We start from the raw sequence: 6,439 nt of genomic DNA on the forward strand, positions 1-6,439 counted from the left end.
TCGGCAGCCGGTACCGGGAAGCCGCCGGGGCCGTCACTGTGCAGGGTCGTCCCGGAGTTCGGTGAGGAAGTCGACGAGCGCGGCGTTCACCTCGTCGGGACGTTCCTGCTGTGTCCAGTGGCCGCAGCCCGCCAGCTCGATCGGCTTGCGGCGCAGGTTCGGCATCAGGCGGGGCAGGGCGGCGATGAGGTCGGGCGTGCCGGGGAAGGCGGGCACCAGGTCGCGGTCGCCGTAGACGTACAGGGCGGGCGAGGTGACGACGGCGCCGTGCCACGGGGCCGTCAGTTCCCAGTTGCGGTCCATGTTGCGGTACCAGTTGAGCGGCCCGGTGAAGCCTCCGGAGAAGCTCTCGGTGAGCGCGTCGAGATCGTCCTCGGTGAACCACTCCGGCAGCGCCTCGGGGTCCGGCAGGGTCTCCAGCCAGCCCTGGCCGGGCTCGATCAGCGGCTGCCGCCCCGTGCCCGCGCCGGGCGCGTCGCCGGAGCCCATGTGGAAGAACTTCCGCAGCGTCGTGCGGGTGTCCCGGGCGAACTCGGCGTCGGCCACTCCGGGCCGGCTGAACCAGTTCCAGTAGAAGCGGCCGTCGAACCGCCGGTCCATGGCGGCCAGGGGCGGCTCGGAGCCGCGGAAGGGCGGCGGCACGCTCAGACCGGCCACGCCGAGCACCACGTCGAGCCGCAGCAGCGCGGTGTGCCAGGCCACCGGGGCGCCCCAGTCGTGTCCGACGACGTACGCCTTCTCCTCGCCCAGCGCGTGGATCAGCCCGACGACGTCGCCGACCAGGTGCAGGATGCTGTAGGCGTCCACGTCGGCGGGGTGCTCGCTGCGGCCGTAGCCGCGCTGGTCGGGGGCGACCACGCGGAAGCCCGCCTCGGCCAGCGGGCCGAACTGGTGCCGCCAGGAGTGCCACGACTCGGGGAAGCCGTGCAGCAGCACGACCAGGGGACCTTCGCCCTGCTCCGCGATGTGCAGACGGATGCCGTTCACGCCGATCTCGCGATGCTCAACCATGCGCAGGAGCATAGATGCGTTCCCGGCTGTATAGTCAACAATGCGAATAAACAATAAGTCGGTCAGTCGGTGCCTGTGCGTGATGACGGCGGAAGGCGGTCGAGCCGTGGCAGCCAGTGGATATCTGCGCTACGTCGCCCTGGGGGACAGCCAGACCGAGGGGCTCGGCGACGGTGACGAGGGGCGGGGCCTGCGCGGCTGGGCGGACCGGCTCGCCGAGCAGCTCGCCCAGGACAGCCCGGGCCTGCTGTACGCCAATCTTGCCGTGCGCGGCCGGCTGGCCGGGCAGGTGCGCGCCGAACAGCTCGCGCCCGCACTGGAGTTGAAGCCCGACCTGGCCACGGTCGTGGCCGGGATCAACGACGTGCTGCGGCCCCGGTTCGACCCGGACGAGGTGGCCGGCCACCTGGAGGCCGCGTTCGCCGCGCTCACCGGACAGGGTGCCCGCGTCGCGACGCTCACCTTCCCCGACATCGGCCGGATCGCACCGCTGGCCCGGCCGCTCGCACCGCGCGTCGTGGCGCTCAACGCCCGCATCCGGGAGGCGGCCCGCCGGCACGACGTCGTGGTCGCCGACTCGGCGCCGCACGCGGCGGTGACAGATCCCCGCTTCTGGAGCGCGGACCGGCTGCACGCCAGCCCGGCCGGTCACGCGCGCATCGCCGCCGCGGTCGCCCACGCGCTGGAGGTGCCGGGCAGCGACGACAGCTGGACGCGGCCGCTGCCCGCCGACCTGTCGGGGCGCACGGGACTGCGGGCCGCCGGCGACGAACTGCGCTGGCTGGGCGCCTTCCTGGGCCCCTGGCTCGTGCGCCGGGTCCGGGGTCGCTCGTCCGGCGACGGACGCCGGGCCAAGCGGCCCGCACTGCTCCCGGTGACGGCGTTCGCCGAGGGGGCGTCGTAGGCCCCACGCGACCGCTCTAGTCGACCTGTTGACTAATCAACACGCTGATACGTTGAGCGCATGGCTCTGCGCAACGCGGTGATGGCCGCGCTTTTGGAGGGTGAGGCGTCCGGATACGACCTCGCGAAGGGCTTCGAGGCCTCGGTGGCCAACTTCTGGATGGCCACCCCGCAGCAGCTCTACCGCGAGCTGGAGCGGATGGAGCAGGAGGGGCTGGTCTCCGCCCGGGTCGTCCAGCAGGAACGCCGGCCCAACAAACGGCTGTTCTCGCTCACCGAGGCGGGCCTTCGGGTTCTGCGCGACTACGTCGCCACGGCCCCCGACAAGCCGCCGGCCATGCGGGACGAGCTGATGGTCAAGGTGCAGTGCGTCGACATCGTGGAGGGCGAGCAGTTCGATGCCGTACGGGCCGCGGTCGCCGAGCGCCATGAGCGGGCGACTGCCAAACTGGCCCGCTATCTGCGTATGCAGGAGCGCATGCTCGACGGGCGCGACGAGGAGGAGTACCTCGCCACCGCCGAGCGCATCGGCCCGTACCTGACCCTGCAGGGCGGGATCGCCTACGAGCGGGCGAACCTCCGCTGGAGCGAGACGGCCCTCAAGAGACTCGGCGAGCGCGCCGCCATCGGCCGGACGCACAGGCGCTGAGGGCGGCGGACGGGCGGAGGCCGAGGACGGCACCCAGGACGGGTTGAGCGCAGGAAACCGATCGGTTTACCATGAGGGTGAAACCGATCGGTTTCCTGTCCCTGGAAGGACTCTGTCATGACCGCTATCAAGAACGCCGTCGTCCTCGTCACCGGCGGCAGCCGGGGCATCGGCAAGGCCCTGGTGGAGGAGCTGTACGCCCGTGGCGCGGGCAAGGTGTACGCCACTGCGCGCGACCCGCGGACGGTGACGCACCCCGACGCCGTCCCGCTGGCACTGGAGGTCACCGACCCCGCCTCGGTGGCGGCCGCCGCCGAGCAGGCGCAGGACGTCACCGTCCTGATCAACAACGCCGGGAACTCGGTCGGCGGGAGCTTCCTGGACACGCCCGTGGAGGACGTGCGCCGCGAGTTCGACATCAACTTCTACGGCCCGCTGCTGGTGACGCGCGCCTTCGCCCCGATCATCGAGCGCAACGGCGGCGGCCACATCCTCAACGTCCACTCGGTGCTGTCCTGGCTCGGCAGCGCCGGCTCCTACAGCGCCTCGAAGGCCGCGCTGTGGCAGCAGACCAACTCCCTGCGCCTGGAGCTGCAGCCGCGCGGCATCGCGGTCACCGGCCTGCACGTGGGCTACGTGGACACCGACCTGACCACGCGGATCGACGCCCCCAAGTCGGACCCCCGCACGGTCGCCTCACTCGCCCTGGACGGTGTCGAGGCCGGAGCCCACGAGGTGCTGGCCGACGACGTCTCACGCCAGGTGAAGGCGGGACTGTCCGGCGAACTGGCCGCGTTGTACCCGCAGTTGGCGCAGTAGGGCCGGCTCCGGCGCCCTGCCGGTCAGACGTCGACGTCCGGCCGGTCGGCGCTCAGGAGGTGCACCGCCACCTGCTCGGCGTGCGGGGCGAGCAGGGACCGCAGGTCGTCCGCCGCCGTCCTGAGGAGGTCGCCGTCGCGGGTGGCGTGCAGGGTCTCCAGGGCGAAGGCGACGCGCCGGGAGTCCTCGGTGACCCGGGTGCGGTGGGCGTCGCGGTGGTTCCAGTGCCGGGTGAGGACGCCGTCCGCGTCCGCGTAGACGATCTCGCCGGGCCTGGGGTTCTCCACCGTGCCGGGCTCGCCGAGCGGGACGAACTCCTCGCTGCCGTCGGCATGCCGGAGGGCGACGTCCCCGGCGACCTGGTCGAGATCGAAGGCGCCGGCCGGCAGGCCGTGGCGGACGGAGACGGAGTTGTACGAGTCCACGGCGGGGTTGATGCGCGGCAGCGAGCCCTTCTTCGCCATACGGCGGCCGAGCGCGTCGACGCTGGGCCGGATGCGGCGGGGGTTGGTGCCGAAGGAGCGGTAGGCGGTGTGCCACGCCTCGATACGGGGATCGCCCTCGTCGGCCGGCTGCCAGGCGCCGTCGGCGAGCTGCCGCTCCAGATCGTCGAGGGCGGCGGTCGTGGCGGGCCAGGGTTCGTGCCCGCGCAGGCCGGTGGCGGTGACCAGGGCGACGAGGGCGTCGGGGAAGGAGTCGGCGACGGCGGGGCTGATGCGGAACACGGTCATGGGGCGAGGTCCTGTGCGGTGGGTGGGGCGGACGGGCGCGGTCTGCGCCTGCGGAGGGCGAACAGGACCGTACCGGGCGCGGCCCGGTGCTCGCTCCGCCGCCGGACCGGCCGCCGCATGCGGCGGCGACGCCCCCCCCCCGCGCACCTGCCGCGCCGCGGGAACCGGAGCCCGGGGCGTGCCGGGAGGGCCCCTACTTGTGCTGCCGCTTCTGCGCCGTCTGGGCCGCGCCGTGCGGACGCTGGTGGCGCACCACCGCCCACACCGTCTTGCCGTGCCGTCCCCGGTGCCGTACGCCCCAGTTCTGGGCCAGCTGGTCGACGAGGTGCAGGCCCCTGCCGCGCTCGTCCTCCGCGGTGGGTATCTCGTGCAGGACGGGGTTCTCCGCGCTCTCGTCGGAGACCGCTATGAAGCAGGAGCCGTCGGCCCGCGCCGTCACCGCCATCTCGAACTCGCGCTCCATGATCGGCCCGTGGCGCACGACGTTCGCCGCCAGCTCCGAGGCCAGCAGCACCACCCGCTCCGTGATCTCGTCCCCCGTCGCGTGCCCCCACGCGGCCAGATGCTGGCGTACCCGGTACCGGGCCAGCCCCACCGAGGCCGGATGCCGGGGAAGCCGCAACGTCTTGCGCCTCAGCACTGGCACCCCTCCCGACTTGCGCACACGCATCCCTCCCCGATGTCCCACACGCATCCCTCCCTAATGCCGTCGAAAATACTCGACACTGGTAGAAGCGCCCAGTGACCGAACAATGTCACTCCGCACACGATGAGCTGTTGAATCTGGCCATATCTGTACGGCTCGTCCCGTGCAGTTCCAGCCTCGATCCGTGCCCAGGCGCACCCCCTGTGAACCGCGGGGCGGCAAGGTGCGGTCCGGCCGGTTGTGATTGAAGGTTCAAACTCGCTCGCGCTAAAGTGGGTCCATGTCGACCACGCCCCGCTGGCTCAACGCGGAGGAGCGACGGGCCTGGCTGGCCTACGTCGACTTCTCCACCCTGCTCGGCGACCATCTGAACCGGCAGTTGCGGCGCGACGCGGGCGTGACGCACGCCGACTACAGCCTGCTCGCCTATCTGTCGGCGGCGCCCGACGGCTCCCTCGGCATGTCCGAACTGGCCCAGCGGCTCAAGATCACCCGCAGCCGGCTGACACACGCCGTGAACCGGCTGCGCGACCTCGGCCTCGTGGACCGGCGCGAGGACCCCGCCGACGGGCGCGGTCAGCTCGCGGTCCTCACCGACGCGGGGCGCGCTCTGCTGGAACGCGCCGCTCCAGGCCATGTGGAGGCCGTTCGCCGGGCGGTGTTCGACGCCCTCAGTCCGGAACAGGTGCGGCAGTTCGCGGAGATCGGCGAGGCCATCAGCGACGCCCTGCACCGGGCCGAGGGCACCGAGACCGCCCCGGCGGTGCTGCCGTGGCGGCGCCGGTGACCAGGGCGGTCCGGCCGCCGGCGCGGTAGGCACGGGTTCATCTTCGCGGATCCTTGGAATCATCTGCAGAGGTACTTCACTCCGTGCGGGTACCCGCACGACCGGAGCCGAAAGATGATCCAGCGCGAACGGACGGGAAGGGAGCGGCGACCCAGATGCAGTTCCATGACCGTGAACAGGCCGGGCGGGAACTGGCCGCGAGACTGCGGATCGAGCAGGAGAAGGGCATGCTGTGCGATCCCGTCGTCCTCGCCCTGCCCCGCGGCGGTGTCACCGTGGCCCAGGAGGTGGCGTCGGCGCTCGAAGCGCCGCTCGACGTCCTGGTCGTACGGAAGATCGGCGTCCCGTACGAGGAGGAACTCGGCGTCGGCGCGATCGTCGGCGACGACGAACCGCTCTACGACGAGCAGTCCCTGCGCGAGCTCGGCCTCGGTGACGCGGAACTCGCCCCGGTGGTCGAGCGGGAGCGCGAGGAGCTCCACCGCCGCGAGGACCTCTACCGGGAGGGGCGTCCCGCGCCCGAGCTCAAGGGCCGGACCGTGATCGTCGTGGACGACGGGCTCGCCACCGGCTCGACGGCCCGCGCGGCCCTGCGCTTCGTACGGCGCAGGGAACCCGCCCGCCTCGTCCTGGCCGTGCCCGTCGGCTCACCGGACGCGGCCGACCGCCTGCGGCCCGAGGCCGACGAGGTGCTCTGCCTGCAGCGCCCGCCCGCCTTCCTGGCCGTGGGCAACTGCTACGAGGAGTTCGACCAGCTCACGGACGACGACGTGCTGCGGACCCTGCACGCGACGGCCGGGCCCTGAGCGCGGCCGACGGCCGATCGCCGCCTGCGTGGGCGAGGGCAGAGACCGGGGCCACCGTAGATGGGGCGGCCTCGACGCCGTCCCTCC

8 protein-coding genes are annotated in these 6,439 nt (G+C 72.5%); 5 read left to right on the plus strand and 3 right to left on the minus strand.

Features of this window, described 5'->3' with window-relative positions:
- Positions 1–33 precede the first annotated feature (33 nt).
- Complete coding sequence (locus ACFU97_RS40630; protein WP_384266823.1) at positions 34–1,011, minus strand: alpha/beta fold hydrolase; 978 nt, start codon at positions 1,009–1,011, stop codon at positions 34–36.
- A gap of 106 nt (positions 1,012–1,117) precedes the next feature.
- Here ACFU97_RS40630 and ACFU97_RS40635 point away from each other — a divergent pair, with 106 nt between their 5' ends.
- The 3 genes from ACFU97_RS40635 (at position 1,118) to ACFU97_RS40645 (ending at position 3,382) form a co-directional block, all read left to right on the plus strand.
- Positions 1,118–1,915 (plus strand): SGNH/GDSL hydrolase family protein, encoded by a 798-nt coding sequence (locus ACFU97_RS40635; protein ID WP_384266825.1) that lies wholly within the window; start codon positions 1,118–1,120, stop codon positions 1,913–1,915.
- Positions 1,916–1,975: 60 nt separating this feature from the next.
- Entirely contained in the window at positions 1,976–2,563 is a 588-nt protein-coding gene (locus ACFU97_RS40640) for a PadR family transcriptional regulator (RefSeq protein WP_384266828.1), read from the plus strand.
- A 117-nt stretch (positions 2,564–2,680) separates the two neighbouring features.
- Positions 2,681–3,382, plus strand: a complete 702-nt coding sequence (locus ACFU97_RS40645; protein ID WP_384266830.1) for an SDR family oxidoreductase — start codon at positions 2,681–2,683, stop codon at positions 3,380–3,382.
- A gap of 23 nt (positions 3,383–3,405) precedes the next feature.
- Here the strand turns inward: ACFU97_RS40645 and ACFU97_RS40650 are convergent, their stop codons facing one another.
- Both ACFU97_RS40650 and ACFU97_RS40655 read right to left on the minus strand, forming a co-directional pair.
- Entirely contained in the window at positions 3,406–4,113 is a 708-nt protein-coding gene (locus tag ACFU97_RS40650; RefSeq protein ID WP_384266833.1) for a B3/4 domain-containing protein, read from the minus strand.
- Between the two features lie 193 nt (positions 4,114–4,306).
- Complete coding sequence (locus ACFU97_RS40655) at positions 4,307–4,753, minus strand: ATP-binding protein (RefSeq protein ID WP_384266835.1); 447 nt, start codon at positions 4,751–4,753, stop codon at positions 4,307–4,309.
- 286 nt (positions 4,754–5,039) lie between these two features.
- On the opposite strand from ACFU97_RS40655, the gene ACFU97_RS40660 reads away from it, so the two are divergent.
- Positions 5,040–5,546, plus strand: coding sequence for a MarR family winged helix-turn-helix transcriptional regulator (locus tag ACFU97_RS40660; RefSeq protein ID WP_384266837.1), 507 nt, complete (start codon positions 5,040–5,042; stop codon positions 5,544–5,546).
- A 155-nt stretch (positions 5,547–5,701) separates the two neighbouring features.
- On the plus strand, positions 5,702–6,352 hold the full coding sequence (locus tag ACFU97_RS40665) for a phosphoribosyltransferase (RefSeq protein WP_384266839.1): 651 nt from the start codon (positions 5,702–5,704) through the stop codon (positions 6,350–6,352).
- Positions 6,353–6,439 lie beyond the last annotated feature (87 nt).

The organism is Streptomyces sp. NPDC057616 (assembly GCF_042800575.1).
Classification (GTDB): Bacteria; Actinomycetota; Actinomycetes; order Streptomycetales; family Streptomycetaceae; genus Streptomyces.